Below are 424 nucleotides of genomic sequence, written 5' to 3' on the forward strand. Positions count from 1 at the left end.
GTGGTACCCCATTTTTCATTAATTCCTTCACTTTTGCTAGAATGTCTAGCATTTCTACATCCATCTGCTCCCTGTGCTCTTTTGATAGTGTAAAAAATTGATCAGCCATCTCGTCAGAAAGATGCTCTTTTGCCCACTCTTTTATGTCCTCTTCGTGTTCCATGTGAAATAGTAAGGATGTCAACACTGGCCAGGTTACAGGCTTCCCTTCTGCCATCAGCAGTTCCACTCGTTCCACCGCTTCAATTGATCGGTTCAATTCATCACGCTGTTCAGTGAGAAGTTGTCTTTGCATCGGTAATGATTTTTTTAGTAGGGCGATAGAATCCACTGACTCTTCCTGTTGTAATAGTTTTTTTATTTCCTGTAGCGAGTAACCTATGAATTTTAATGATTGTATTTGCTGCAGTTTTGCTAATTCCTC

At 40.3% G+C, this 424-nt stretch carries 1 protein-coding gene; it reads right to left on the reverse strand.

Annotation, left to right across the window (positions count from 1 at the left end; all coding sequences use genetic code 11):
- Positions 1-331, reverse strand: a 331-nt coding sequence (locus tag AOA60_RS32740) for a hypothetical protein (RefSeq protein ID WP_218240746.1), incomplete at its 3' end; no start/stop codon positions are given.
- Between the last annotated feature and the right edge of the window lie 93 nt (positions 332-424).

Origin of the sequence: Pseudomonas sp. 2822-17 (assembly GCF_002742485.1) — a bacterium.
Lineage (GTDB): Bacteria > Pseudomonadota > Gammaproteobacteria > Pseudomonadales > Pseudomonadaceae > Aquipseudomonas > Aquipseudomonas cyclaminis.